We start from the raw sequence: 23630 nt of genomic DNA, 5'->3' as shown, positions 1-23630 counted from the left end.
GATGACAAGGACTGAACCACTCTCATGACCGCAGCTGCCGCCACACCCGATCCGACGATGGAAGCCATCAGCAAAGCCGTGGTCTCGGGACGCGAGGGCAACATCGCGTCGGCCCGATGCGACCTGCTCGCCATCTGGCAACAGATCGGAGCCGCAGGCGACCCGTTCCACCGCTGCACGCTCGCTCACTACCTGGCTGACCTCCACGAAGACCCCGCAGAGGCACTCATCTGGGACGTCCGCGCTCTCGATGCCGCCACGGCCCTCACCGATGAGCGTGCTCAGCAATTCGACGTCGGCTTCGATGTGGCCGGCTTCCTGCCGAGCCTGTACCTCAACCTCGCAGACAACTTTCGCCGCCTCGGTTCGTTCGACACCGCGAACACCCACCTGTCGACTGCCAGAGAGCTCAGTGACGCATTGTCGGCAGGTCCGTACGCGGATCAGATGACGCAGTGGATCACACAGGTCGCGGACCTCATCGACAAGAAGTCGGTGCAAAGACTCGCGGGGCAGGCAGCCACACATGATGGTGGCGAGGAGTGACACACAGGAACGCGCCACCGACTCTCGAAGGGCGCCGTCGGCTCATCGAGCGATGCCGCACCAGGCCGCCAAGGTCGACCGCCAGCAGCACGGCTCCAGGCTGGCGTCACCAACGTCCTGCCCTCCTACGCCTCGTCCTGCCCAAGTCGTCTGACTAGAGTCAGAGAATGGACGAGACGATGGTCGCGCAGGTGCGGCGGTTCAACCGCGTCGTCACGCAGCAGGTCGGCGCGCTGAACGACCGCTTCCTGGCCCGCGACCGGCCGCTGGGCGAGTCGCGGTTGCTGTGGGAGATCGGCGAGGGCCGCGACGTGCGGTCGCTGCGCGCCGCGCTCGGCCTCGACTCCGGCTACGTCAGCCGGCTGCTGCGCTCTCTGGAGGCGGCCGGCCTGGTGACGACGCAGCGCGGCGCGGCCGACCGCCGGGTGACGCTGGCCCGGCTCACCGGCGACGGCCGGGCCGAGCGCGACCTGCTGGACGAGCGCAGCGACGCGCTCGCCGCGGAGCTGCTGGAGACGCTCCCGCATCGGCAGCGCGAGCGTCTGGTCGCGGCGATGGCAGACGTGGAGCGGCTGCTGACGGCGGCCACGGTGCGCTTCGCGGTGACCGACCCGGACGACCCGGTCGCCCAGCACTGCCTGCGCGCCTACGCGGCCGAGCTGGACGTCCGGTTCGACGGCGGGTTCTCCCTGGACCGTGGCATCCGTGCCGATGCCGCCGACCTGCGCCCGCCGAACGGGCTGCTCCTGGTCGCCACGCTGCATGCGACGCCGGTGGGGTGCGGCGGGCTGCTGTTCCACGACGCCGGGCCCGCGCACCTGAAGCGCATGTGGGTCGACGAGTCCGCCCGCGGGCTGGGCCTCGGCCGCCGCCTGCTGGAAGAACTGGAACGCCAGGCTGCGGAGCACGGTGCGCCCGCCGTCCGGCTCGAGACGAACGCGGCACTGACGGAGGCGATCGCGCTCTACCGGTCGGCGGGCTACACCGAGGTGCCGGCCTTCAACGCCGAGCTGTACGCCCATCACTGGTTCGAGAAGGTCCTCCCGCCGTGGGAATGACGGCCCCGGGCTGCGATCATGGAGCCATGGCGGAACGCAAACCGCCCGGCATGGGCTTCGAATCGTGGATCGACCGGCAGGTCCGCGAGGCTCAGGAACGCGGCGAGTTCGACGACCTGCCGCTCGCCGGCAAGCCGCTGCCGCCCCGCCGTCCGGGCGACGAGTACAGCTGGATCCGCGAGAAGCTGGCCCGCGAGGGCGAGTCCACCGATGCCCTGCTGCCGACGCCGCTGCGGCTGCGCAAAGAGATCCACAAGCTACCCGAGGCGCTCCGCGACGTCCGCTCCGAGCAGACGGTCCGCGACGTCGTCGACGAGCTGAACGAGCGCATCATGCAGTGGCTGCGCGCGCCGTCCGGCCCGAACATCCCGGTCGCGCTGGTCGACGCCGACGCCGTGGTCACCGAGTGGCGCTCGGCCCGGGCCGAGCGCATGGCCGCCGAACAGCAGGTGCGTGCCGAGCGCGCCGCCGCGGCGGCGCAGGCGGCCGCGGCCGAGCGCGCCGCCGCGGAGGAGGCCCGCCGCAACAGCCGCAAACCGCTCAGCCCCTACACCTGGCTCAACTGGTGGCGCCGGCAGCTCGGCCGGCGGACCGGCCGAACGCCCTGACCGGCCCCTACTCGCTGAAGTACTCCGCGAGCACCGGGACCTGCGCGGCCGCCTTCACCATGTGCGTCTGGCCGGGCAGCGTCCGGTGCTGCGCGTTGGGCAGCACCTCGGCGAGCCGGCGCTGGCTGCCCCGCATGTACTCAGGGCTCTTGCCGCCGTCCATGACGAGCGCCGGCTGCGTCACCGCGGACCACCGGTCGGCAGGGAACGGCTTGCCGTAGCCGGTGTCGCCGAGCACGCGGTAGTCGTACGGGATGGTGTGCGCGACGGCCATCAGCTTCTTCCACGCCTTCGTGCGGCGCATGATCGCGACGACGATCGACGGCGTGCCGACGGTCTTCATGAACAGCTTGACGACGTCGCTGCGGCGGTCGGCGGCGACCAACTCGTCGGTGCGCGACACCAGGTCGGCCGGCCACGGCTTCCCGGTGTCGTCGGTGATGGCAGGCAGTTCGTAGAGCGCGAGCCTCGTGACGCCGGAGCCGGGCCGCTTCGCCGTCTCCAGTGCCAGCGCGGCGCCGGACGAGCAGCCGTACATGAACACCTCGCCGCCGGCCGCGGCGATCAGCGCCTCGAGGTCCTCGGCCTCACGGTCGACGGCGTACGGCGCGGTGTCGCCGCTCTCGCCACGCCCGCGCCGGTCGTAGAGGTAGACGGTGAACCTGGCGGCCAGGCCGTCGGCGAGGTCGGCCATCGGGCCGAAGTCGCGATAGCACATGGCGCCGTCGACGAGGATCAGCGGCGGGCCGGAGCCGACCTTCGTGTAGGCGATGGCGGTGCCGTCGGCCGAGGTGACGGTGCTGGACATGAGCGTGACTCTCCTTCTGGGTCGGATCAGCCGAAGACGCGGGCCAGCCAGGCCTGCCAGGCGGTGTCGGTGTGGCGGTGCGCGTCGTCGGCGAAGACGTGATGGGCGGCGATCATCGGACCGCGGAACCCCTTGATGAACCGGAACAGCGCATCGTCGGTGCGGATGCCGAGGGTGTCGGCGTTGACGTAGTACACGACGCCGTCGACGGCTGCGCCGTCCGCGAGCCGCAGGTGGGCGTCGTCGCCGGGCCTGGCCGGGGCGGTGAGCCCCAGCTCGCCCCGCAGCGTGGCCCATGCGCGGTCCCAATCGGCGATCGGCGGGCCGAACGCCGTGACAGGCGTGGCCGTGCGGCCGGCGAAGTGCGCGAGGTACTCGTACAGCGTCCGGAAGAACATCTCGTGGCCGCGCGACATCGCCTCGAACTCGTCGGCCCAGTCGTCGCCGGGGAGGAAGCCGCTGGCCACCACCCGCAGCGTCGTGCTGCCGCGGTCGCGGCCCTCGAGCAGGAACTCGTAGGCGACGAACCGGCCGTCGGGCGCCGGCTCGCTGCCGTAGGCCAGCCGCTTGCCGGGCTCCCAGGCGGTGACGTCGTGCGTCGGCGCGTAGCCGCCGAAGTCGAGGCGGACGCTGCCGTCGGGCCCGGGCTCGACCTCGGCCCGGCCCATGAACCACGAGTCGATGCCGGGACCGGTGGCGATGGCCTGCCAGATCTGCTCGGGGGTGGCGTCGAGGTCGCCCTGCTCGGCGGACTCGAACCGGTGACCCATGCTCAGGACTCCTTCGGGGTGTCGACACTCGGGTGGACGGCGACGACGACGCGGTGCGTGCGCCCGCCGGCGGCGGACTCGTCGTGGTACTTGGCGACCAGTGTGGTGACGGCGCCGGCCAGCTCTTCGGCGAACGCGGCGCGATCGGCGGCGGAGGCGAAGCGCACCTCGCCGTCGATGGCGAACGTGGCCACCCGCTTGCGCGCCTTCGCCGACGCCGTGATGAGCAGGCCGACGTCGCGGACCAGCTTCGACGCCAGCGCCAGCAGCCAGCGGGCGGACAGCTTGTCGGGCGCGCGGGACGGGTCGGGCTGTACCGCCGCGAGCGCCGTCGGCGAGATGACGTACGACGCCGCGGTCGCCTGGAGCACGCGCTCGGTGACGTTGCCCTTCTTCCGCTCCTCGACGAGTTCGACCAGGCCGTGTCGTTCGAGGGTGCGCAGGTGGTAGTTCACCTTCTGCCGGGCCAGGCCGACGCGTGCGGCCAGCATGGTGGCCGACCCGGGTTCGGCGAGCTCGGCCAGCAGCCGGGTTCGCATGGGGTCCAGCGACGCCTCCGCCGCTGCGGGGTCCTCGATCACCGTGACGTCCTGCATGTCGGGAAGCCTGTCACCGACAAATCAATTTGTCAAGGCTAGTCAGACTGTCGGAGGTCTTGGCTCTTGAGACTTTTGATGCGAACATGTGTTCGTGGCCAGTCGGGCGACCATCCTGCACGCCGACCTCGACGCTTTCTACGCGTCGGTCGAGCAGCGCGACGACCCCGACCTGCGCGGCCGGCCGGTCATCGTCGGCATGGGCGTGGTCCTGGCGGCCAGCTACGAGGCCAAGGCTCGCGGGGTGCGCACGGCGATGGGCGGCCGGCAGGCGCGCCGGCTGTGCCCCGACGCGGTCGTCGTCTCGCCGCGCATGTCGGCCTACTCGGCGGCCAGCGAGGCGGTCTTCGAGGTGTTCCGGCGGACCACGCCGATGGTCGAAGGTCTCTCCATCGACGAGGCGTTCCTCGACGTCGGCGGGCTGGCGAAGATCTCCGGGTCGCCGCCGGAGATCGCTGCCCGGCTGCGTGCCGACGTGCTCCGGACCGTCGGGCTGCCGATCACCGTCGGCGTGGCCCGCACGAAGTTCCTGGCCAAGGTGGCCAGCGCGGTGGCCAAACCGGACGGGCTGCTGGTCGTCGAGCCCGACCGCGAGCTGGCGTTCCTGCACCCGCTGCCGATCGAGCGGCTCTGGGGTGTGGGGGAGAAGACGGCGGTCAAGCTGCGCCAGCGGGGCATCCTCACCGTCGGCGACGTCGCCCGGGTGGCGGAGCGCTCGCTGGTCGCCATCATCGGCCCGGCGGCCGGCCGGCACCTGCACGCCCTGGCGATCGGCCGCGACCCGCGCCGCGTCGTCGTCGGCGTGCGGCGCCACTCCATCGGGTCGCAGCACGCGCTGGGCAGCCGGCGGCGAACGCCGGCCGAGCTGGACGCCGTCGTCGTCGGCATCATCGACCGGGTGACCCGGCGGCTGCGGGCCGCCCATCGGGTCAGCCGCACCGTGGTGCTGCGGCTGCGCTTCGACGACTACACCCGTGCGACGCGCTCGCACACGCTGGCCGAGCCGACGTCGCACACCGGCCAGTTGCTCACCGTCACGCGCAACCTCATCGCGGCGGTGGCGCCCACGATCGAGCAGCGCGGGCTGACGCTCGTCGGCGTCGCGTTGAGCAATCTCGAGGACGACGACCCGCTGCAGCTGCCGCTGCCCATCGACCGTCACGGCGGCAGCGTGCTCGACGCCACCGTCGACGACGTCCGCAACCGGTTCGGCACCCGCGCCGTCACCCGGGCCGTCCTGCTGAACCGGGACGAGGGCGTCGTCATGCCGATGCTGCCGGACTAGGGAGACACGCCCTGGTCACGCCGCACCCGGTAGCGCAGGTGGGTGGCCTCCGGGGTGTCGATGACCCGGACGATGTCCAGCTCGATCTGCGCCGGCAGCAGGTCGAACAGCCGGCGCCCGGCGCCGAGCAGCACCGGGACCTGGCTGATCTCCATCTCGTCCAGAACGCCGGCCGCCAGCGCCTGCTGGGCCGTATAGCCGCCCTGGACGTGCACGTTCTTCCCGCCGGCGGCGGCCTTCGCCTGTTCGACGGCGCTGGCGACGCCGTCGGTCACGTAGGTCACCATGGGGTAGCCGAACCGGGCGGCCGGGCCCGGCGGCCGGTGGCTGACCACGAAGATCGGGACGCCGTGCAGGTCCCCGCCCCAGTGGTCCATCAACTCGGCCGTCCGCCGCCCGGTGACGACGGCCCCGGTCGCCGCCATCTCGTCCATCAGGACGCCGGCCGGGCCGGTCACCTCGGCGAACTCGCCGCCCGGCGCGAACCACTCGTGCAGGCGATGACCCTCGGGGCCGCCGAGGAAGTCGTCCGGCGCGGCGATGTAGCCGTCGACGGACACGGACATGTAGAGCACGGATGCGGACACGGGTTCCTCCGTCCAGCCGTCACTGTTCCCGTCCGCATGAACCGTGTCCCATGGGCACTGTTTCGGCAAGGCCCGGGCCGACGTCCTGGGGATGGTGGCCGATTCGCTGGGGTATTGATGACCGGGGCTTCTCGGGTCGATCGATTTCTCGTGTTGGACACCGCAGCCCCGGCCGTCGGAAGCTGGCGGCATGCTGCAGATCGCCCGGCTGGGCCGTACTGACATGGACCTCACCCGCGTGGGCTTCGGCGCCTGGGCCATCGGCGGCGCCGACTGGACCAACGGCTGGGGCGCTCAGGACGACGACGATTCCGTCCAGGCCATCAGGCACGCCGTCGAGTCGGGCGTGAACTGGATCGACACCGCCGGCGTCTACGGGTTCGGGCATTCCGAGGAGGTGGTGGCGCGGGCACTTCGCGACCTCCCGCCGGACGACCGCCCGTACGTGTTCACCAAGGGCGGGCTGGTCTGGGACCCGGCCGACCGGTCGAAGCCGGCCACCCGCGTCGGCGCGCCGGACAGCATCCGCCGTGACGTCGAGAGCTCGCTGCGGCGGCTGGGCGTCGAGCGCATCGACCTGTTCCAGATGCACTGGCCGGCCGGCGACGACACCCCGGTCGAGGAGTACTGGCAGACGTTCCGCGAGCTGGTCGACGAGGGCAAGATCCGTGCCGCCGGGCTGTCCAACCACGACGTCGAGCAGCTCGACGCGGCCGAGTCCGCCGGGCCGGTCGACGCGCTGCAGCCGCCGCTCAGCCTGATCCACCGCGCCGCCGCCGCCGACGTCATCCCGTGGGCGGCCGCGCACGACACCGGCGTCATCGTCTACAGCCCGATGGCCTCCGGCCTGCTCACCGGGTCGTTCACCGCCGAGCGGGCCGCGGCGCTGGGCGCCGACGACTGGCGCAGCCGCGACGGCCAGTTCACCGGCGACGGGTTGCGGCGCAACCTCGGGCTGGTCGAGGACCTGCGGCCGATCGCGGAGCGCAACGGCGTCGGCGTCGCGGCGCTCGCGGTCGCCTGGACCCTGCACGTGCCCGGGGTCACCGCCGCCATCGTCGGAGCACGGCGGCCGGGCCAGGTCGACGGCTGGATCGCCGCCGCCGGGCTCCGGCTCGACGCGGCCGACCTCGACGACATCGCCGCGGCCGTCACGGCGAACGACACCGGAACCGGGCCGGTGCGCCCCTGATCGTCGCGTCCGGACGGCATCGTGGCCCGAGTTGTCCGGAAACCGCCCCCATGAGGGTCGTCCAGCCGGAATGATGGTCCCCGTGGTGGCGGACGCTTCCGATCTGCGAGATGACACGCTCTGGCTCGGCGGTGCCTACGAGCTGGCCGTCGAGCTGGGCGAGCGCGACGACGCCCGGCTGGAGGCGGCGCTGACGACGCTGTGGGCGGCCGCGGACGTCGCCGGATGCCAGGCGGCGCACCGCGACGACCCGCGCACGTGGGCCGACGCGCCGTGCACCGTGGCGGCGCTGCAACGACACGGCCGGCTGGCCGGGCTGGTCGCACTGCCGCGGCGGCGCACCGTCGTGTGCGGGGTCCGCGCCGTCCGGCAGGTGTCCGGCACCGACTGGCTGGTGTTCTACATCCCGGTCGGCGCACTGGATCTCGCCGAGCCGCGCAGTGCCGCCTTCCCGTTCCGCGGCGGCGACTCCCTGCTGTGGCGGCGGCCGCTGGACCGTTGGCTGGCCGGTATCGGCGCACGGATGCACGCGACGGTGCCGTTCCGGCTGGCGCTGATCGGTCCCGAGGTCGCCGGGCTGACGACGGCGCGGTCGCTGGGCGGGCAGCCGCCGGCCGAGCGCTGGGCGGCGTACCTGATGCCGTCCGGCGCCGGCCTGGAGTACCACCAGGCCGACCGCTGACGCTCGCCGGGCGCATCCGCCGGGCGGGCGGTCGCACGGCGCGTTCAGCCGATGGGGTGCCGCATCCACACGTTGGGTTCGACGTAGACCGCGTAGTCGTGCTCGACGCTGCAGTGCACGGGGACCAGCGCCTGGGGGACCACGACGGCGCCGGTGGTGTCGAACGGGAGGCCGGTCCACTCGCGCCACTCGGCGAGCGTGCCGGCGATGACCATCGACCGTGGCGCGATCTCGAGGATCGTCGCGCCGGCGCGGGCGTGCACGCGCAACCACGGATCGGCCGGGAGGCCGTCGGGGCGGGTGCGGCGGGCGTACTCGCGCATCGGGGTGTGCGGCTCGAGGTGCTTCGCGCTGGGCCGCACCGGCGCGACCAGCTCGCTGAAGCCCAACCGGCGGACGTTGGCGTGCATGGCCGCGAGCAGCACCTGGGCGAGTCCCTGGCCGCGGCGGTCGGGCCGGATGGAGATCTCCAGCGCCGACACCAGCGTCGGCGGCGTGTCGCGGTCGCGGTCCTGCGCGGCCCAGCGGATGACGCCGTCCCAGCCGTCGTCCGGCAGCTCCCGCCGGTGCTCGCTGCCGAACTCGAACGGGACGGTGTACGCGAGCGCGATCGGGGTGTCCGGCTCCTCGTAGGCGACCAGCACGTGCTCGGGGTGGTTCGTCTCGACGTCCGGGTAATAGAGGTTGGCGGTCGGGTCCTGCTGCATGAACGGCGGCCAGAGGGCGGGCAGCCGGGACGGCATCGCGGCCAGGTCCGGCCGGCGGTCCAGCGGCTCGACGATCAGGTGCGCGGGCATGCGGCGGATTGTGCCACTTCCGCCTTCTTCCGCTCCGGAGGCGGGGACCTGAAGGAAACCGTAAGGAGGTCCCGGCATCGTTGGGGTCATCGAGAACGACGACAACAGGAGGACATCATGCGCAAGATCATCGAGTCGACCTTCATCACGCTCGACGGCTGCATCGGCGAGCCGCACGTCTGGGGCCAGCCCTACTGGGACGAGCAGCACAACAACTACAACGCGAAGCTGGTCGACGGCTCCGACGCGATGCTGCTGGGCCGCGAGACCTACGACGGCTTCAAGGAGGCCTGGCTGTCGCGGGCCGGCGACCCGATCGCCGACCGTATGAACGCGCTGCCGAAGCACGTCGCGTCCCGCACGCTCAGCGGCAAGCTGGAGTGGAACGCCCAGGCCCTCGAGGGCGACGTCGCTCAGGCCGTCGCCGAGCTCAAGCAGCAGCCCGGCGAGAACATCATCAAGTACGGCACCGGCGAGCTGGACCGCGCGCTGCTGGAGCACAAGCTGGTCGACGAGTACCACTTCTGGACGTACCCGGTCATCGCCGGTGGCGACGGGTACCGGCTGGGCGACGGCTTCGACGTCACGCACCTGAAGCTGATCGACCAGACGGTGTTCGAGTCCGGCATCATCGTGGGCGTCTACGCGCCCAAGTGATCCGGACCCGTGCGCGGCCGCCCGGCGAGGACCCGGGCGGCCGCGCCGGTCATGCGTGCGCCGTCGGCGACGGCCGCCTCGAACGCGGCGTCGTCCTGCGCCGAGCGGACCAGCGCCGTGACGCGCTCGGCCTCCAGCCGCTCGGCCGGTGACAGCGGGAACCCGCTGGCGTCGCGGGCGGCCACGGCGGCGCCGAGCACGACGGCGGCGTCGTGCGCCGCTCCGGCCAGCGCCAGGGCGGCGGCCGCACCCTCCAGCGCGGCCGTCTGATCGCGGCCCGCGGTGATCTCGACGCCGGCGTCGTGCGAGCGCAGGTGCAGGTCGAGCGCCGCGGCGGGGTCGCCCCGTTCGGCGGTGAGCAGCCCGAGCTCGTTCAGCACCATCGGCGTGTAGAAGGCGATCCCGGCCGTTTCGGCCTGCTCCTCGGCGCCCTGCATCAGGCGGGTCAGCAGCTCCTCGGCGGCGTCGAGGTCGCCGGACCGGCGCGCCGCGAAGCACACGCCGAGCGACGCGAACACCTGCGCGAAGTGGCCGCTGTGCTCGGCTGCGAGCCGCAGCGCCCGTTCACCGTGCTCGCGGGCGGAGGCGTGGTCGCCGGTCTGCACGTCGATCCAGGCCAGCCACGACAGCACCCCGGCCACCTCCGGCCACAGGCCCAGCGCCTCCGCCCGGGTCAGCGCGTCGGCGCACAGCCGTCGGGCGCGCTCGTAGTCGCCCGTGAGGTCGGCCTGCCCGATCAGCCAGTCGGTCGCCTGCAGCACGCCCCAGCCGTCGCCGAGCTCGGTGAAGATCCGCACGGCCTGCGACGCCATGGTCTCCATCGCCGCCGGGTCGCCTTCGACGTGCGCCCGCCGGGCCCGCAGCGTCAGCGCCGCGGCCTCGCCCCAGCGGTCGCCGCTCGCCGCGAACCCCGCGGCGGCGCCGTTCAGCAGCCGCTCGGTGGTGGCGGCGTCTCCGAGGTCGAACGTCGCGTGGCAGAGGAACCATTCCGCGCGGGCCCGCGCGGCGGCGTCGCGCGTCTCGTCGAACGAGCGCAGCGCCGCCTCGCAGCGCTCCGCCCAGTCGCTCTGGTCGCCCTGCAGGATCATGATGCCGGTGCGCCAGGTGAGCGCCTGGCCACGGACGGCCGGTGGCGCGTCGCCGACGATCGCCAGCGCCGTCCCCAGTGCGCGGCGGGCCTCCGTCGGCCGTCCGCGCAGCAGCCGGTACCACGCCAGCGCGCTGGTCAGGCGCAGCGCCAACTCGGCGTCGCCCAGCCGCTCGGCGGTGTCCAGCGCCGCGCGCAGATTGGCCGACTCGACGTCGAGCGTGTGCAGCCATTCGCCTTGACCGTGACCGCGCAGCTCGGCGTCGGCCCGCTCGGCCAGCCTGGTGTAGTGGCGGGCGTGCCGGGCCCGGATGACGGCGTGCTCGCCGGACTCGTGCAGCCGGTTGACGCCGTACGCGGCGACGGACTCCAGCAGCCGGTAGCGCGGCCCGCCGGCCCGTTCGTCGACCACGACCAGTGACCGGTCGACCAGCCGGGCCAGCAGATCGAGGACGTCGAGGTCGCCGTCGTCAGCGCAGACGGCCTCCGCGGCGGCCAGTGTGCAGCCGTCGGCATGCACGGCCAGTCGCCGGAGCACGGTCTGCTCGTCGGGTTCCAGCAGGTTCCAGCTCCACTCGATGGCCGCGAGCAGCGTGCGTTGCCGGGCCGGCCGGTCGCGCGGGCCGCTGCCGAGTGCGCGGAAGCGGTCGTCGAGGCGGTCCAGCAGCGTGTGCACACCCAGCGCGCGGACCCGGGTCGCGGCCAGCTCGAGCGCGAGCGGGATGCCGTCGAGCCGGCGGCACAGCTGGGCCACGGCCGGCCCGGTGGACGCGTCGAGCGTGAAGCCACGCGCCGACGCCGTCGCCCGCTCGACGAACAGTCGCACGGCGCCCGACTCGGCGAGGTGGTCGTCGGCGTCGGGCAGGTCGAGCGGCGGGACGTCCCAGAGCACCTCGCCGCTGAGCCCGAGCGGCTCGCGGCTGGTGGCGAGGATGGTGACGCCGGGCGCGGCGCGCAGCAGCCGCTCGGTGAGGGCGGCGGCGTGCTCGACGAGGTGCTCGCAGTTGTCCAGGATCAGCAGCATCCGGCGGTCGCGCAGCACCTCGGCGAGCCGGTCCGCCGGCGTGGCCGGCCGATCGCCCGGGTCGGCGGCGTCGCGGATGCCGAGCGCGGCCATGGTCAGCTCGGCGATGTCGTCGACTGCGCGACGGGGATGCGGCCGCTCCAGCGCGGCCAGCTCGACCAGCCAGCCGCCGTCGTCGTAGCCGTCCACGAGCGGCTGGGCCGCCGCCGTCGCCAGCCGGGTCTTGCCGACGCCGCCAGGCCCCGTCAGCGTGACCAGGCGCTCCTTGTCCAACAGGTCGCGCAGGTCGGCGAGCGCGCCGTCGCGGGCGATCAGCGGAGGCGGGGGCGGGAGGTTGGTGCGCGGCCGCGGCTCCCGCTCCGGCGCCAGCGTCGGATCCTGCTCGAGGATGGCCTGGTGCAGGGCGGCGAGCTCCGGCCCGGGATCCACGCCCAACTCGTCGGCGAGGCCGCGGCGGAACTCCTCGTAGCCGTCCAGCGCCTCGCGCTGCCGCCCGGCCCGGTAGAGCGCCCGCAGGTGGACGGCGCGCAGCCGCTCGCGGAACGGGTGGTCGGCGACCGGCGCGGCCAGCTCGGCGGCCAGGACCGTGTGCTCGCCCAGCTCCAGCCGTGCCTCGGCCAGCAGCTCGACCGCCGCCAGCCGCCGCTCCTCCCACCCGGAGGCGACGGTGCCGGCGAACTCGTGGTCGGCGAAGTCGGCCAGGACCGGGCCGCGCCAGAGGCCGAGCGCCTCGGTCAGCAGCTCCTTGCACCGGGCGGGGTCGTCGTTCGACTGCGCCTCGGCGACCAGGCCGGCGAAGCGGACGGCGTCGACGGCGTCGGTCTCCAGCGCGTAGCCCGGGGCGCGGGACACGACGAGGTCGCGGGCGCCCGGCTCGGCGTCGTCGAGGGCCTTGCGCAGCTGCGAGACGCGTACCTGCAGCGCCGCGCCGGGGTTGGCCGGCGCGTCGTCGCCCCAGACGTCTTCGACCAGCCCGTCGGCCGAGGCGGCCCGGCCCTGCCGCACGAGCAGAGCGGCCAGCAGCGCCCGCACCTTCACCCCTGGAACGGTGACGCCGACACCGTCGTCGGTCCAGACGGCCAGCGGGCCGAGGACGCCGAAACGCATGCGCTCACCCTAACGACGCCCGCGGCGGGGTTAGCGTGGCGCCCATGACGATCGAGGTGCGCGACTACGACCCGGGCTGGCCGGCGCAGGCCGACGCCGCGGTTCGCGAGCTGCGGGCGGCACTGCCCGGCCTCTTCGACGACCTGGAGCACATCGGCAGCACGTCGGTGCCCGGCCTCGCGGCCAAGCCGATCATCGACCTCATGGCGTCGGTGTCGTCGTTGGACGCCGTCACCGCCCGCGAGGACGCGCTGGTCGCGCTCGGGTACCGCCGGCTCGACACCGGCATGCGAGGGCGGCTGTTCTACCCGCGCGACGGCGACAGCGGCCGGCGTACCCACCACCTGCACGTCGTCACCGCCGACACCTGGGAGACCCGCAACGAGCGGCTGCTCCGCGATCACCTGCGGGAGCACGCCGAGGCTGCCGCCCGGTACGGCGCGCTGAAGCGGGGCCTCGCCGCGCGGACGGAGGACTCCGACGAGTACACGCGGGCGAAGACCGACCTCGTTCAGGAGCTGGTCGACGCCGCGCGGGCCGGGCGCGGGTTGCCGTCGGTGACGGTCTGGGAGTGATGTCCGGGGGCGGGGCTACGATCGGGCATGGCCGTGCGCATGGAGGAACGGTTCGGCGGCGACGACCTCGACACGAGCGTCTGGTTCCCCTTCTATCTCTCGCACTGGAGCTCGCGCGCCGAGTCGGCCGCGACGTATTCCGTGAGCGACGGCGAGTTGCGGCTGTCGATCCCGCCGGAGCAGGACCTGTGGTGCGCCGACCGGCACGAGGAACCGCTGCGGGTGTCGGCGCTGCAGACCGGCGCGTTCTCCGGACCCGCCGGTGGCACGGTGGGGCAGCAGCCGTTCGTGCCCGGGCTGACGGTGCGTGAGGAGCAGCCGCCGTTCTGGGGCTATACGCCGACCTACGGGCGGTTCGAGGCGCGGATGCGCGGCGTCGTGACCGAGCGGTCGATGGTGGCGTTCTGGCTGTCCGGCGTCGAGGACCGGCCCGAGCGGTCCGGCGAGATCTGCGTCATGGAGGTCTTCGGATCGGCGGCCCACGACGTCGGCATGGGCGTGCACGCGTTCCGCGACCCACTGCTGCACGAGGATTTCGCGACCCCGTGGCTCGACCTGGAGGTCTCCGAGTTCCACCACTACGGCGTCGACTGGCGGCCGGGCCGCGTCACCTTCAGCGTCGACGGCCGGGTCGTGCGCGTGGTGCACCAGGCGCCCGACTACCCCATGCAGCTGATGCTCGGCGTGTTCGACTTCCCCGCCCGCGGCGGCTCCGACGGCGATGTGCCGGAGCTGATCGTGACGCACGTGAGCGGCGAGCCGCTGCAGCAGGTCTAGGCTCGCCGCGTGGAGTTGGAGTTCAGCGGCGAGATCTGGCACTGGCGCGGCCCGTCGCCGTTCCACTTCGTCACCGTGCCCGCCGACGAGAGCGCCGAACTGGCGGAGGCGGCGGCGATGGTGACGTACGGCTGGGGGATGATCCCGGTGCGGGCCCGCATCGACGGCACCGAATGGACCACGTCGCTCTACCCGAAGGACGGCGGCTACCTCGTCCCCCTCAAGGACGTCGTGCGGCGGGGCGAGGACCTCCACATCGGCGACGTCGTCACGATCACCCTGTTCGTCGACGTCTGACCCGCGATGACCGAGACGACGGTGGCCGAGGTGCTGGCCGTGCTCGCCGCCCTCGAGGACCCGAGAGCGCGCGAGGTGAACGAGCGACACGGTGACGATCACGGTGCCGACCTCAGCAGGTTGCGCGCGCTCGCCAAGCGGTTGAAGACGCAGCAGGAACGCGCTCGCCGGCTCTGGGAGACCGGCGACACCGCGGCGCGACTCCTCGCTCAAGGATGACCCGACGTCGCCGGGCTGCACGTCTCCGTATGTGCCCGTCTGGATCGCCGAGATGGTGTGCCGGCGACGGCCATGATGCCCTGGAGCGGATGACGGGAATCGAACCCGCGTTATCAGCTTGGGAAGCTGGAGTTCTACCATTGAACTACATCCGCAGATGCCGCCCGTAGAGGCGGCACGTCGCCGAGCATACCGGTTCTCCCGGATGGTGCACACTTCCACCGCCCGCTGCGGCCGCAGCGTCGGCTGACCAGCCCCACAGGGCTGGGCCGGTGTCGCGTCGAACGGGCCCACCTCGTGACAACGCGGCAAACGATTGTCGCCACTGGCGCTGGTCCCGGGCCTGGTCACCTGGCTCCCGGAGGTCGCGTTCGGCTGATCACGCGGCCGGGACGGGCGCCCGCACCGGCAGCCGGACGGTGAACGTCGACCCCGCGCCGACCATGCTGGACACCGTCACGGTCCCGTCGTGCGCCTCGACCAGGTGCTTGGTGATGGCCAGTCCCAGGCCGCTGCCGCCGGTGGCGCGGGTGCGGGAGGTGTCGGTGCGGTAGAAGCGGTCGAACAGGTGCTCCAGGTGCTCGGGCGCGATGCCGGGACCGTCGTCGCGCACGGCCAGCACCACCTCGTCGGACACGATGTCGTGCGACACCCGGACCAGCACGGTGCTGCCGGTGCCGGAGTACTGGACGGCGTTGGCCACCAGGTTGCCCAGGGCCTGGCGCAGCCGGACCGGGTCGACGTCGGCGACGACGGCCGACGGCGCGGCGACCACCAGCTCCACCGACGAGGCCGACGCGGACGGCTGGTGCGCGGCCACCACCTGGCGGGTCAGCTCCGCGACCTCGGTGTCCTCGCGGTGCACGCGCAGCATGCCGGCGTCGGCGAGGGCGAGGTCCTGCAGGTCGTCGATCAGCCGCTGCAGCAGCGTGGACTCCTCGAGCAGTGACGACACCAGCTGCTCGTCCATGGCCACGACGCCGTCCTCGGCCGCCTCGAGGTAGCCGCGGACGTTGGCCAGCGGCGTGCGCAGCTCGTGCGCGATGTCGCTGACCATCGCCTTGCGCTGGCGTTCGTTCTCCTCGATCGACGACGCCATGGCGTTGAACGCGTGGCCCAGCCGGGCCACCTCGTCGTGGCCGGTCACCTTCACCCGGGTGCCGCGACTGCCGGAGGCCAGCCGCTGGGCCGCCGCCGTAAGCGTGCGGATCGGGTGCGACAACCGCCGGCCGGCGACGACGGTGATGCCGGTGGCGGCCGCGAGCACGCCGAGCGCCGTGAGCACCGTCCGCACCCAGCCGTCGCCGGAGAACGCGTCGAACCGGTCGGTCGAGCCGATGTACAGCAGCGCGGGATCGGCGAGGTACGGCTCCATGGCCAGCTCGTTCGCCCGGACGGAGCAGTCGGCGAAGGCGTCGAGGGCGGTCGAGTCGCCGGAGTCGACGGAGAGCTGGATCAGGCCGGTGTCCGGAGCGAGTGTGCGGGTGGCCGTGATGCCGGCGGCCGCCAGACACTGCTCGGCCAGCCGCACCTCCTCGCGGTTCAGTGCCTGGCTGGCCGCACTGGCCCTCGACAGCTCGGGCGGCACGCAGTCGCGGACCCCGGCGTCGATCGGGGCGACCCCGGACGTCTGCGCCGGCGTGCCCAGGACCGTGCCGACCGGCTCGGCCGACGTCTGCAGCACGGCGCCGTAGGGGCTGACGATGAACCCCTCGGCGCCGAGCCCCTGCAGACAGGTGTTGGCCTCGGCGGCAAGGCGCTCGCGCGTGTCGGCCTCCTGCTCGGTCAGTCGCCAGTCCATCGGCATCGTCATCGGGCCGGTGGCGCTGATGAAGCTCAGCTCGGTGCCCTCGCCCTGGATGCTGACGAGCTCGTCCGGCGCCGCGGCCCCGCCGCCGGGATCGGCGGTGGCGGTGCCGGACACGTCGTTCTCGACCACCGTCCCGCCGCCGGCCCAGGCGTCGACGGCCAGCGGCATGGCTGACGTCATGGAGAACCCGCCGGCCATGAGCCCCATCGGGGCCATGGGGTCGACCTCGGCGGTCGGCGTCGACGGCAGCGGCGGCGCGTCGCCACCGGACCCGGCGGAGTCGGCCAGCACGTTGCCGTCGGGATCGGTGAGGGCGACCCGGTTGCCCGTCGCGTCGGCCAGCTCGTCGACCAGCCGGCCGGCGCGGTCCCACGAGTCGTTGTTCTGCGCGTAGCCGATCAGGCTCTGGTAGACGTACGAGTCGGCGTCGAGGGTGCGCTCGAACTCGCCACGCAGCCGCTGGCTGGTGCTCTGGGTGGTGAGCCAGGCCGTGGCGGTGATCGAGATGACCGCCACGCCGAGCGACAGCACGAGCAGGCGGACGAACAGGCTACGACGCATCGCGCACCCCCGGTTGATCGGCCATCTTGTAGCCGACGCCGTAGACCGTCAGCAGGAACGCCGGCGCCGCCGGATCGGTCTCGATCTTGCGCCGCAGGTTCATGACGTGCACGTCGACCGTGCGGTCCAGCGCGTAGTGGTCGAAGCCGAACGCCTGCTCCAGCAGCTTCTGCCGCGGGAACACCCGGCCGGGCTCCGCGGCCAGGCAGGCCAGGATCTTGAACTCGGCCGGCGTCACGTCGATCTCGCCGCCGTCGACGAACACCTGGTGCCGTGCGGTGTCGACGACGAGGTCGCCGATGCGCAGCCGCGCGTCGGCGCTCCGGTGCCGCTCGGCCCGGCGCAGGATGGTGCGCACCCGGGCGACCAGCTCACGAGGGCTGTACGGCTTGGTGACGTAGTCGTCGGCGCCGAGGTCGAGCCCCAGCAGCAGGTCGTCCTCGGTGGACCGCGCGGTCAGCATGATGATCGGCGTGTCGGACTCGGTGCGCAGGATGCGGCACACGTCCAGGCCGTCGACGCGCGGCATCATCACGTCGAGCACCAGCAGGTCGGGCCGGCGCCGCCGGGCCTCGTCCAGCGCGGTGCGACCGTCGTGCGTGATGACGACGGAGTGACCCTCGCGCTCGAGGTAGCGGCGGACGAGCTCGGCCTGTTTGACGTCGTCCTCGGCCACGAGGATCCGGGCTCCCATGACATTCGAGTGTGGCAGGAACCTGTCAGGAACCTGTGAAGAGCGCGGATCTGACGGCTCCTTCACAGGTTCTTCACAGCGCCTTTCGCACCCTGCTGGCATGACGAATTGGCGAGCACGGGGCCGGCTGCTGGCATTCGCCTGCGTGGCGGGCCTGGCCCTGACCGGCTGTGGCGACGACGACGGCGACGGCGGCCAGAACGACGGGACGAACGGCGACTCCGCGGACCAGGCGAGCGGCGACGGCGAGGAGCTGAGCCCGCTGGAGGAGTACATGGGGGAGAACTCCGGCTTCGCCGGCGGCGGCCGCATGACGGTCGCCTTCTCGGCCGCGGACCTGGACGAGGACGATCGCCAGAAGATGCGCCAGGTCGAGGAGCTGGTCGCCGTCTGCATGGAGGAGGCCGGCTTCGAGTACATCCCGGTCGACCCGTTCGGCGGCGAGACCGGCGACGATCCGTTCGCGGACGCCTATGCCCTGCCGCCGGACGAGTTCGCCCGCGAGTACGGCTACGGCATGACCACGCTGATGAACCCGGTGAAGGACGAGGAGCAGGAGTCCGCCGACCCGAACGAGGCGATCCGCGAGGGCCTGTCCGAGGCGGCGCTGGAGCAGTACCACATCGCCCTCTGGGGCGAGGGGGTGCAGGTGTCCGGCGGCGGCGCCGTCTCGGTCGAGCCGGCGCCGGTCGAGGGCGGCGCGCCGTCCGCACCCGAGGACCAGGGCTGCCACGGCGAGGCTCGCGCCGAGGTCTACGGCGAGGACGACGGCCAGCTGATGGGGCCGGACTTCAGTGAGTTCGAGGGCCTGTTCGAGGACCTGGACGCGTTGCGCCAGCGCATCGACAGCGACCCGCGCATGGTCGAGGCGAGCGAGGCGTGGGCGGCGTGCATGGCCCAGGCCGGCTACAGCGAGTTCGACGCGACCACTGACCCCGAGGACTCGGTCATGGAGCAGATGAGCGAGCTCTACGGCTGGAACGACCAGCCGGCCGACGACGAGGCGAGCAGCGGCGATGCGAGCGTCACGGTGGGCGGCGGCCCCGACGAGGCCGACGTCGACGAGGAGGCGCTGGCCGAACTGCAGGAGTACGAGACCGCGGTCGCGACCGCCGACTACGACTGCGAGCAGCAGGAGTTCGCCGACATCCAGCAGGACGTCGCGTGGGGCTTCGAGCAGGACTTCGTCGACGAGCACCGGGCCGAGCTGGAGCGCTATCGCGACGCGATGGCCGAGGGCCCGGCCGGCAACGCCGGTGGCGTCGGGTGAGCAGAGCGCGCAGCCGGACCCTGCTCGTCGTCGGCGGTACTGCGGTCATCGCCCTGGGTGCCGGCATCTTCGCCGGCACCCGCATCACCTCACCCGCCGACGCCATCGCGCGGACGGCCGCGCCCGAGGCGTCCGAGGTCACGGTGCCGGTTGAGGCGCGCACGCTGAACAGCGAGGTCGTGACCCGCGGCGACGTGACCGCGGCCGGCGCCGTCGACGTCACGCCCGAGACCGGCGGGCTGGAGACCCCGCCGATCGTCACGGGCCAGGTGCCGGAGGTCGGCGCGGAGATCGCGGAGGGCGCGGCCCTGCTGGAGATCGTCGGCCGGCCGCTGATCGCGCTGGCCGGCGAGCTGCCCATGTACCGCTCGCTGCGACCGGGCATGAGCGGCCCGGACGTCGAGCAGCTGGAGGTCACTCTGGACCGCCTCGGGCTGGACCCGGGCAAGGTCGACGACGAGTACACCATGTCGACCGGGAACGCCGTCGCGGAGCTGTTCGAGCGGATCGGCTACGAGCCGCCGGCGCCCGACCCGCAGGCCCAGGCCGAGCTGGACGCGGCGAACGACGCCGTCGACCAGGCCGAGGACGTGGTCGAGGACGCCGAGGACGCGGTCGACGACGCGGGTTCCGCCCCGCCGGACGCTCCGGTCGACGAGGACGCGCTGGACGACGCGTTGGACGACGCCCGCGAGCAGCTCGCCGAGGCCAGGACCGCCCGTGACGAGGCCGCGGCCGCCGCCGGCACACCGCTGCCCGCCTCCGAGGTGGTGTTCGTGCCGAGCCTGCCGCGTCGCGTCGACGAGGTGCACGTGCGCCGCGGCGGCCAGGTCGACGGCGCCGTCATGTCCGTCAGTGGTGCCTCCCTGGTCGTGACGGCGAACGTGGATGAGGCCGACCACGAGCTGCTGGCGGTGGACCAGGCCGTATCCATCGAGCTGCCCACCGGCGAGCTGGTGCCGGGCACGATCACCGGCATCGCCGAGGCCGAGGGCGACGGCGCCACCGGCTGGGACGTCGCCGTCACGCCCGGCGAGCTGACGCCCGAGCAGGCCGAGGCCCTGCGCGGCCAGAACGTGCGCCTCACCGTGCCGATCGAGAGCACCGAGGGCGACGTGCTCGCCGTCCCGCTGGCCGCGCTGACCGCCGGACCCGGCGGGGAGACACGGGTCGAGGTCATGCGCGACGGTGCTCCCGAGCTGGTCGAGGTCGAGGTCGGCCTGACCGCCGAGGGCTACGCCGAGGTCACCGCCGTCGACGACACGCTCGAGGCGGGCGACCTGGTGGTCGTCGGCGACGGCGGCGACGACTCCGGTGACGGGAGCGACGAGTGACGCCGCCGGTGGTCGAGATGAGCGGCGTCGGCAGGGTGTTCGCCGGCCCGCCGCGGGTCGAGGCCGTCCGCGACGTCGACCTCACCATCTCGCAGGGCGAGTACCTGTCGATCATCGGCCCGTCGGGGTCGGGCAAGTCGACGCTGCTGCACCTGCTCGGCCTGCTGGATCGGCCGTCGCACGGCGTCTACCGGCTCGACGGCGTCGACGTCAGCACCCTGTCCGAGCGGCGCCGCACCCGCGTGCGCGGCGAGCGGATCGGGTTCGTCTTCCAGGCCTTCCACCTGCTGCCACACCGCAGCGTGCTGGAGAACGTCGAGCTGTCGATGATCTACCTGCGGGTGCCGCGGCGGGAACGGACGGCGCGCGCCGTCGCGACGCTGGAGCGGGTCGGGCTCGGGCACCGGCTGGACTTCGACCCGATCACGCTGTCCGGCGGCGAGCGGCAGCGGGTGGCCATCGCCCGCGCTCTCGTCGCGCAGCCCAGCCTGCTGCTGGCCGACGAACCGACCGGCAACCTGGACTCCGGCAACGCGGCGTCGGTGCTGGCCCTGTTCGACGAGTTGCACGCCGAGGGCCTCACCCTCGCCGTCATCACGCACGACGACGGCGTCAGCGGGCGGGCGCAGCGGCGGGTGCGGATCGTCGACGGCGTGATGGCCGACGTCGAGGCCGAGGTGGTCGCATGAGGCGGCCGCGCCTGCCGCGGCGGCGCGCCGGTGGACGGCAGCGGCTGACCCGCGGCGGCCACCGGATGCGGCTGCGTGACCTGCTCGGCGAAGCGCTCGCCGGGGTGGCCGCCCGGCCGTCGCGGCTGGCGCTGACCACGCTGGGCACCGTGCTCGGCATCGCGGCGCTGGTGGCGACGATCGGGCTCGGGCAGACCGCTGCCGGGCAGATCACCGAGCGATTCGACCAGGTCGCGGCCACGCGGGTCACCGTCGCACCGGGGGAGACCGACGGGCCCGACGGCGAGGTCGCGCTGACCCAGCTGCCGTGGGATGCGCCGGAGCGGATGAAGCGGCTGGCCGGCGTCGCGTCGGCCGGCACGTTCGCCACCGTCGACGTCGCCGGCGACCCGGTGCGCGGCGTGCCGTACGGGACCCAGGAGCAGACGGTGCCCGTGGCGGCCGCGTCGGCGGGGCTGTTCGAGGCGCTCGGCGCGCGGCTGTCAGGTGGGCGATTCTTCGACGAGGGGCACGACGAGCGCGGCGATGCCGTCGTCGTCCTCGGCCGGTACGCCGCCGACCGGCTGGGCATCAACCGGGTGGACTCCCAGCCGTCGATCTTCATCGGCGACCGCGCGTTCACCGTCATCGGGATCCTGGACGCCGTCGACTACCGGACCGAGCTGCAGGACTCGGTGATCATGCCGATGACCACAGCGCGTGAGCTCTACGGGCTGGAGGCGCCTGAGGTGCTGGAGGTCCGGACCGACCTCGGCGCCGCCCAGCTCATCGGCCGGCAGGCGCCGATCGCCATCGATCCGAACAACCCCGATCTGCTCGACGTCAACGCGCCGCCCGCCCCGGGTTCGCTGCGCGACAACGTGTCGGCCGACGTCAACGGGCTGTTCCTGGCCCTCGGCGGATTGGCGCTGCTGGTCGGCGGCCTGGGCATCGCGAACGTCACGCTGCTGTCCGTGCTCGAGCGGGTCTCCGAGATCGGTCTGCGGCGGGCGGTGGGGGCCGGCCGGTCGCACGTCGCCGGGCAGTTCCTGATCGAGAGCGGGATCGTCGGGTTCCTCGGCGGGCTGATCGGGTCCACCGTAGGCGTGCTGGCGACGGTCGGGGTGTCGGTGGTGCGCGACTGGACGCCGCTGCTGGACATCCGGCTGGCGCTGGTGGCGCCGCTGCTCGGTGGGCTGATCGGGCTCGCGGCCGGCGCCTACCCGGCATGGCGCGCGTCCGCCATCGAGCCGATCGCCGCGTTGCGCAGCGGCTAGGTGGCGGCTGAGGACCGATGCTGGTCCGGTGGAGATCTTCGCGGAGCGGACCCAGCTCGCTCTCGACCTCGTCGGAGTGTTCTTCTTCGCGGTCACCGGGGCGCTGCTTGCGGCGCGCAAGGGGTTCGACGTCGTCGCCAGCGCGCTGCTGGCCGGGATGACGGGGCTGGGTGGCGGCGTCATCCGGGACGTCATCATCGGGGTCCGGCCGGCAGCGCTGGAGCACCCGGTGTACCTCGCCCCCGTCGTGCTCGCCGCCGGCGTCGTCTACCTGTTCTACCCGCACGTCTCGCGGTTCCGGCGCACGCTGCTGCTGTTCGACGCGGCCGGGCTCGGCCTGTTCTGTGTCACGGGCACGGAGAAGGCGCTGGCCGCGGGCGTGCCGGCGGTGTCCGCGGCGCTGCTGGGCGTGACGTCCGCCGTCGGCGGCGGCCTGCTGCGCGACGTCGTGGCACGCGAGGTGCCGTCGTTGTTCCGCTACGACGACATCTACGCGCTGCCCGCGATGGTGGGCGCCGCGGCGACGGCCGTGCTGTGGTGGCTCGACGCGCTGTCGGTCTGGACGGGCGTCTCCGCGAGCGTCGTGACGTTCGCGCTGCGGGCCCTGGCCGTCCGGCACGGCTGGCGCGCGCCGCTGGCCTACCACCGTCAGACCCCGGACGCCTGACCTCGTTCGGTAGTGTCCACACATGCTGCTCTCCGACCGGGACATCCGCTCCGCCGTCGAGTCCAAACGGGTCGCGCTCGACCCGTTCGACCCGGAGATGATCCAACCGTCGAGCATCGACGTCCGGCTCGACCGGTACTTCCGCGTGTTCGAGAACCATCGCTACCCGCACATCGACCCGGCCGAGGAGCAGCCCGACCTCACCCGCATGGTCGAGCCCGACGGCGGCGAACCGTTCGTCCTGCACCCGGGTGAGTTCGTGCTGGCGTCGACGTACGAGGCGGTGACGCTCGGCGACGACGTCGCGGCCCGGCTGGAGGGCAAGTCGAGCCTGGGCCGGCTGGGTCTGCTGACGCACTCGACCGCCGGGTTCATCGACCCCGGGTTCACCGGCCATGTCACCCTGGAACTGTCCAACGTCGCGACGCTGCCGATCAAACTGTGGCCGGGCATGAAGATCGGCCAGCTCTGCTTCTTCCAGCTGTCGTCCCCGGCCGAGGAGCCGTACGGGTCCGAGCGGCACGGCTCGCGCTACCAGGGGCAGCGCGGCCCGACGCCGAGCCGGTCGTACCTGAACTTCCACCGGACGAGGGTCGACAGCGTGTAGCGGTTACTCGCGAGTAATATGAGTCGCCAGACCTGTGTCACCGGCAAGGAGGCCGAGCCCCCATGCAGTA

The 23630-nt window shown here is 73.0% G+C and carries 24 protein-coding genes, 1 tRNA gene and 1 pseudogene; 17 read left to right on the top strand and 9 right to left on the bottom strand.

Going from position 1 to position 23630, the window contains the following annotated elements; all coding sequences use genetic code 11:
• Positions 1-24: 24 nt before the first annotated feature.
• The 3 genes from DZA62_RS04480 (at position 25) to DZA62_RS04470 (ending at position 2212) form a co-directional block, all read left to right on the top strand.
• Positions 25-546, top strand: coding sequence for a hypothetical protein (locus tag DZA62_RS04480; RefSeq protein WP_116947607.1), 522 nt, complete (start codon positions 25-27; stop codon positions 544-546).
• Positions 547-713: 167 nt separating this feature from the next.
• Positions 714-1604: a MarR family winged helix-turn-helix transcriptional regulator gene (locus DZA62_RS04475; RefSeq protein WP_116947606.1), complete on the top strand. Its 891-nt coding sequence runs from the start codon at positions 714-716 to the stop codon at positions 1602-1604.
• 26 nt (positions 1605-1630) lie between these two features.
• Entirely contained in the window at positions 1631-2212 is a 582-nt protein-coding gene (locus tag DZA62_RS04470) for a DnaJ family domain-containing protein (RefSeq protein WP_116947605.1), read from the top strand.
• Between the two features lie 7 nt (positions 2213-2219).
• Here the strand turns inward: DZA62_RS04470 and DZA62_RS04465 are convergent, their stop codons facing one another.
• From DZA62_RS04465 to DZA62_RS04455, 3 genes are read right to left on the bottom strand one after another with little or no spacing between them, the layout of a single operon-like run.
• Positions 2220-3020, bottom strand: coding sequence for an alpha/beta fold hydrolase (locus tag DZA62_RS04465; protein ID WP_116947604.1), 801 nt, complete (start codon positions 3018-3020; stop codon positions 2220-2222).
• A gap of 26 nt (positions 3021-3046) precedes the next feature.
• The gene (locus tag DZA62_RS04460) at positions 3047-3790 is read right to left on the bottom strand and encodes an SRPBCC family protein (RefSeq protein WP_116947603.1); all 744 of its coding nucleotides are present in this window, start codon (positions 3788-3790) and stop codon (positions 3047-3049) included.
• A gap of 2 nt (positions 3791-3792) precedes the next feature.
• Positions 3793-4386, bottom strand: a complete 594-nt coding sequence (locus DZA62_RS04455) for an ArsR/SmtB family transcription factor (protein ID WP_116947602.1) — start codon at positions 4384-4386, stop codon at positions 3793-3795.
• Between the two features lie 94 nt (positions 4387-4480).
• Between DZA62_RS04455 and dinB the strand changes: the two genes are divergently transcribed.
• The gene (dinB, locus tag DZA62_RS04450) at positions 4481-5671 is read left to right on the top strand and encodes a DNA polymerase IV (protein ID WP_232827256.1); all 1191 of its coding nucleotides are present in this window, start codon (positions 4481-4483) and stop codon (positions 5669-5671) included.
• On the opposite strand, the gene DZA62_RS04445 is transcribed toward dinB, so the two are convergent.
• Positions 5668-6258 (bottom strand): dihydrofolate reductase family protein, encoded by a 591-nt coding sequence (locus tag DZA62_RS04445; RefSeq protein ID WP_116947600.1) that lies wholly within the window; start codon positions 6256-6258, stop codon positions 5668-5670. The two genes, dinB and DZA62_RS04445, sit on opposite strands and share 4 nt — an antisense overlap.
• A 190-nt stretch (positions 6259-6448) precedes the next feature.
• On the opposite strand from DZA62_RS04445, the gene DZA62_RS04440 reads away from it, so the two are divergent.
• Complete coding sequence (locus DZA62_RS04440; protein WP_198663421.1) at positions 6449-7450, top strand: aldo/keto reductase; 1002 nt, start codon at positions 6449-6451, stop codon at positions 7448-7450.
• 85 nt (positions 7451-7535) lie between these two features.
• On the top strand, positions 7536-8132 hold the full coding sequence (locus DZA62_RS04435; RefSeq protein ID WP_157987470.1) for a hypothetical protein: 597 nt from the start codon (positions 7536-7538) through the stop codon (positions 8130-8132).
• Between the two features lie 44 nt (positions 8133-8176).
• Here the strand turns inward: DZA62_RS04435 and DZA62_RS04430 are convergent, their stop codons facing one another.
• Positions 8177-8929, bottom strand: coding sequence for a GNAT family N-acetyltransferase (locus DZA62_RS04430; RefSeq protein ID WP_198663420.1), 753 nt, complete (start codon positions 8927-8929; stop codon positions 8177-8179).
• A 117-nt stretch (positions 8930-9046) separates the two neighbouring features.
• Between DZA62_RS04430 and DZA62_RS04425 the strand changes: the two genes are divergently transcribed.
• Complete coding sequence (locus tag DZA62_RS04425; RefSeq protein WP_116947597.1) at positions 9047-9586, top strand: dihydrofolate reductase family protein; 540 nt, start codon at positions 9047-9049, stop codon at positions 9584-9586.
• On the opposite strand, the gene DZA62_RS04420 is transcribed toward DZA62_RS04425, so the two are convergent.
• A complete protein-coding gene (locus DZA62_RS04420; protein ID WP_116947596.1) occupies positions 9571-12804 on the bottom strand; it encodes a BTAD domain-containing putative transcriptional regulator in 3234 nt (1077 codons plus the stop codon). The genes DZA62_RS04425 and DZA62_RS04420 overlap by 16 nt on opposite strands.
• Positions 12805-12848: 44 nt before the next feature.
• Here DZA62_RS04420 and DZA62_RS04415 point away from each other — a divergent pair, with 44 nt between their 5' ends.
• The 4 genes and pseudogenes from DZA62_RS04415 to DZA62_RS04400 form a co-directional block, all read left to right on the top strand.
• On the top strand, positions 12849-13379 hold the full coding sequence (locus DZA62_RS04415) for a GrpB family protein (RefSeq protein WP_116947595.1): 531 nt from the start codon (positions 12849-12851) through the stop codon (positions 13377-13379).
• A 27-nt stretch (positions 13380-13406) separates the two neighbouring features.
• On the top strand, positions 13407-14156 hold the full coding sequence (locus tag DZA62_RS04410) for a glycoside hydrolase family 16 protein (protein ID WP_198663419.1): 750 nt from the start codon (positions 13407-13409) through the stop codon (positions 14154-14156).
• Between the two features lie 9 nt (positions 14157-14165).
• Entirely contained in the window at positions 14166-14453 is a 288-nt protein-coding gene (locus DZA62_RS04405; RefSeq protein ID WP_116947594.1) for a DUF1905 domain-containing protein, read from the top strand.
• A 6-nt stretch (positions 14454-14459) separates the two neighbouring features.
• Positions 14460-14663: pseudogene (locus DZA62_RS04400) on the top strand (DNA alkylation repair protein); the annotation flags it as partial.
• A gap of 90 nt (positions 14664-14753) precedes the next feature.
• Here DZA62_RS04400 and DZA62_RS04395 read toward each other — a convergent pair.
• From DZA62_RS04395 to DZA62_RS04385, 3 genes are all read right to left on the bottom strand, one after another.
• A tRNA-Gly gene (locus DZA62_RS04395) sits at positions 14754-14827 on the bottom strand.
• A gap of 224 nt (positions 14828-15051) precedes the next feature.
• Positions 15052-17043, bottom strand: a complete 1992-nt coding sequence (locus DZA62_RS04390; RefSeq protein WP_116947593.1) for a sensor histidine kinase — start codon at positions 17041-17043, stop codon at positions 15052-15054.
• Positions 17033-17737 (bottom strand): response regulator transcription factor, encoded by a 705-nt coding sequence (locus tag DZA62_RS04385; protein WP_116947592.1) that lies wholly within the window; start codon positions 17735-17737, stop codon positions 17033-17035. The genes DZA62_RS04390 and DZA62_RS04385 overlap by 11 nt, the downstream gene beginning before the upstream one ends.
• Before the next feature lie 100 nt (positions 17738-17837).
• Here DZA62_RS04385 and DZA62_RS04380 point away from each other — a divergent pair, with 100 nt between their 5' ends.
• Genes DZA62_RS04380 through dcd form a run of 6 tightly spaced genes read left to right on the top strand, consistent with a single transcriptional unit; the run spans position 17838 to position 23560 of the window.
• On the top strand, positions 17838-19007 hold the full coding sequence (locus DZA62_RS04380) for a hypothetical protein (protein ID WP_157987469.1): 1170 nt from the start codon (positions 17838-17840) through the stop codon (positions 19005-19007).
• On the top strand, positions 19004-20341 hold the full coding sequence (locus DZA62_RS04375; protein ID WP_116947590.1) for an efflux RND transporter periplasmic adaptor subunit: 1338 nt from the start codon (positions 19004-19006) through the stop codon (positions 20339-20341). Before DZA62_RS04380 ends, DZA62_RS04375 begins: the two co-directional genes overlap by 4 nt.
• A 17-nt stretch (positions 20342-20358) precedes the next feature.
• Positions 20359-21030 carry an ABC transporter ATP-binding protein gene (locus DZA62_RS04370; RefSeq protein WP_116948123.1) on the top strand — a complete coding sequence of 224 codons (672 nt, stop codon included), beginning with the start codon at positions 20359-20361 and terminating at the stop codon, positions 21028-21030.
• On the top strand, positions 21027-22286 hold the full coding sequence (locus tag DZA62_RS04365) for an ABC transporter permease (protein ID WP_116947589.1): 1260 nt from the start codon (positions 21027-21029) through the stop codon (positions 22284-22286). Before DZA62_RS04370 ends, DZA62_RS04365 begins: the two co-directional genes overlap by 4 nt.
• A 28-nt stretch (positions 22287-22314) precedes the next feature.
• Complete coding sequence (locus tag DZA62_RS04360; protein WP_198663417.1) at positions 22315-22953, top strand: trimeric intracellular cation channel family protein; 639 nt, start codon at positions 22315-22317, stop codon at positions 22951-22953.
• A 22-nt stretch (positions 22954-22975) separates the two neighbouring features.
• Positions 22976-23560 carry a dCTP deaminase gene (dcd, locus tag DZA62_RS04355; RefSeq protein WP_116947588.1) on the top strand — a complete coding sequence of 195 codons (585 nt, stop codon included), beginning with the start codon at positions 22976-22978 and terminating at the stop codon, positions 23558-23560.
• Positions 23561-23630 lie beyond the last annotated feature (70 nt).

The organism is Jiangella endophytica (assembly GCF_003427025.1).
GTDB lineage: Bacteria > Actinomycetota > Actinomycetes > Jiangellales > Jiangellaceae > Jiangella > Jiangella endophytica.
Note: the sequence above shows the minus strand (reverse complement) of the source record. Positions and strands in the feature narration are given on the sequence as shown.

What these genes read in the sequence shown, in the direction of transcription:
- DZA62_RS04380 (WP_157987469.1), top strand. Translation starts at nt 17,838, where the DNA reads ATGACGAATTGGCGAGCACGGGGCCGGCTGCTGGCATTCGCCTGCGTG.
- DZA62_RS04440 (WP_198663421.1), top strand. Translation starts at nt 6,449, where the DNA reads ATGCTGCAGATCGCCCGGCTGGGCCGTACTGACATGGACCTCACCCGC.
- DZA62_RS04460 (WP_116947603.1), bottom strand. Translation starts at nt 3,790, where the DNA reads ATGGGTCACCGGTTCGAGTCCGCCGAGCAGGGCGACCTCGACGCCACC.
- DZA62_RS04480 (WP_116947607.1), top strand. Translation starts at nt 25, where the DNA reads ATGACCGCAGCTGCCGCCACACCCGATCCGACGATGGAAGCCATCAGC.
- DZA62_RS04470 (WP_116947605.1), top strand. Translation starts at nt 1,631, where the DNA reads ATGGCGGAACGCAAACCGCCCGGCATGGGCTTCGAATCGTGGATCGAC.
- DZA62_RS04475 (WP_116947606.1), top strand. Translation starts at nt 714, where the DNA reads ATGGACGAGACGATGGTCGCGCAGGTGCGGCGGTTCAACCGCGTCGTC.
- DZA62_RS04455 (WP_116947602.1), bottom strand. Translation starts at nt 4,386, where the DNA reads ATGCAGGACGTCACGGTGATCGAGGACCCCGCAGCGGCGGAGGCGTCG.
- dcd (WP_116947588.1), top strand. Translation starts at nt 22,976, where the DNA reads ATGCTGCTCTCCGACCGGGACATCCGCTCCGCCGTCGAGTCCAAACGG.
- DZA62_RS04430 (WP_198663420.1), bottom strand. Translation starts at nt 8,929, where the DNA reads ATGCCCGCGCACCTGATCGTCGAGCCGCTGGACCGCCGGCCGGACCTG.
- DZA62_RS04415 (WP_116947595.1), top strand. Translation starts at nt 12,849, where the DNA reads ATGACGATCGAGGTGCGCGACTACGACCCGGGCTGGCCGGCGCAGGCC.
- DZA62_RS04390 (WP_116947593.1), bottom strand. Translation starts at nt 17,043, where the DNA reads ATGCGTCGTAGCCTGTTCGTCCGCCTGCTCGTGCTGTCGCTCGGCGTG.
- DZA62_RS04465 (WP_116947604.1), bottom strand. Translation starts at nt 3,020, where the DNA reads ATGTCCAGCACCGTCACCTCGGCCGACGGCACCGCCATCGCCTACACG.
- DZA62_RS04420 (WP_116947596.1), bottom strand. Translation starts at nt 12,804, where the DNA reads ATGCGTTTCGGCGTCCTCGGCCCGCTGGCCGTCTGGACCGACGACGGT.
- DZA62_RS04410 (WP_198663419.1), top strand. Translation starts at nt 13,407, where the DNA reads ATGGCCGTGCGCATGGAGGAACGGTTCGGCGGCGACGACCTCGACACG.
- DZA62_RS04370 (WP_116948123.1), top strand. Translation starts at nt 20,359, where the DNA reads ATGAGCGGCGTCGGCAGGGTGTTCGCCGGCCCGCCGCGGGTCGAGGCC.
- DZA62_RS04385 (WP_116947592.1), bottom strand. Translation starts at nt 17,737, where the DNA reads ATGGGAGCCCGGATCCTCGTGGCCGAGGACGACGTCAAACAGGCCGAG.
- DZA62_RS04365 (WP_116947589.1), top strand. Translation starts at nt 21,027, where the DNA reads ATGAGGCGGCCGCGCCTGCCGCGGCGGCGCGCCGGTGGACGGCAGCGG.
- DZA62_RS04425 (WP_116947597.1), top strand. Translation starts at nt 9,047, where the DNA reads ATGCGCAAGATCATCGAGTCGACCTTCATCACGCTCGACGGCTGCATC.